This window comes from Cryobacterium sp. Y62 (assembly GCF_002929785.1).
Classification (GTDB): Bacteria; Actinomycetota; Actinomycetes; order Actinomycetales; family Microbacteriaceae; genus Cryobacterium.
Genome location: NZ_PJJK01000006.1, coordinates 1 through 1,202, shown reverse-complemented (window position 1 = coordinate 1,202; position 1,202 = coordinate 1). Strand labels below are relative to the sequence as shown.

Annotated in this window: 1 protein-coding gene and 1 pseudogene; both read right to left on the bottom strand. The window is 61.3% G+C overall.

Annotated features, from left to right (window positions below):
* On the bottom strand, positions 1–304 hold a 304-nt coding region (locus CXY71_RS21565), incomplete at its 3' end, for a transposase (RefSeq protein ID WP_233204301.1).
* Positions 305–539: 235 nt separating this feature from the next.
* Positions 540–965 (bottom strand): annotated as a pseudogene (locus CXY71_RS21560) (IS110 family transposase); the annotation flags it as partial.
* Between the last annotated feature and the right edge of the window lie 237 nt (positions 966–1,202).

Below are 1,202 nucleotides of genomic sequence, written 5' to 3'. Positions count from 1 at the left end.
GGTTGCCGCTGATGCGACCGGAGTCTCTGGGAGCTGGTGCGACGCCGGCGACGCTGGCAAGTCGGTCCGGGTTTTCGAAGCTGCGCAGGTCGCCTCCAGTGTTGGCAAGGAACGTGGCGGCGAGGATGGGCCCGAATCCTGGCATGCTTTCCAAGATCTCAGCGTTCTCGTGCTCGTTGAATCGGGCAGTGATGGTTTTGTCGAGGTCGACGAGGTCTGCGTCGATTGCGGTGATTACGGCGGCCAGGCGCGACACGAGGGTGGCGGCGACAATCTCGGTGCGCAACCATCGTTTCTTGCTCACGCGCGGCGTCGATTGCTTTCTGGGCGACGGTGGCGCTGTTGCGGCAGCCGCGGGCTTTCAACCATGCAGCCAGACGCGTTACTCCCATCCGGCGAAGCGCTCCGGGCGTCTGGTAGGTCGATAAGAGGGTGAGAGCGGCTGTGCTTGTGGAGTAGTCGAACGCGCGCTCCAGCGCGGGGAAGTACTCCAGCATGGTCGCGCGGAGCCGGTTGATTGCGCGCACCCTGTCGTGGATGATGTCCAGGCGTCGAGCGGTCAGGAGTTTCAGGTCAACGCTGATCTGATCACCATCGCGAACGGGTTGGAGGTCGGTGCGCATCCGTGCCTGGTCGGCGATGATTCGGGCATCTTTCGCGTCTGTCTTGCCGTCACCGCGGTAGGTCGCAGCCGCGTGGTGAATGATTCTGCCCGGGATGTAGAGCAGCTGCTGGCCGTGATCGACCAGCAGGGAAATCAGGAGAGCTGCGCCGCCTGAGTTTAGATCCGTCGCCCATACGACCTCGTGCCCATCGGCAATCTCGGTGACCGTGGCGATGATCTCGAGCAGCACGGTCTCGTCGTTATCTATCCGTTGGGAGAGAAGTATCTCCCCGGTCTGGTCGATCACGACGCAGTGATGCGCCCGCTTTCCTGAATCGATTCCCGCCCATACTGCTGGCATCTGAAGGTTCCTTCCGTCTCGTTGATAGCAGTTTCCCTGTCGATAACCACGCCGGCACGTCCTTACCCAGCGATCAATGTCGCAATTCTCAATCAGCGGTCGAGTCATCTGCGGGCAACAGGCGGCCATTCCCAGTGAGCCGTTTATGCGGCAAGGCGATCTCAGCCATACCCGCCACCCGAGGGTGATCGACACACTACGACAGTCCCGAAATCACCCACCACAACAACGTAAGGA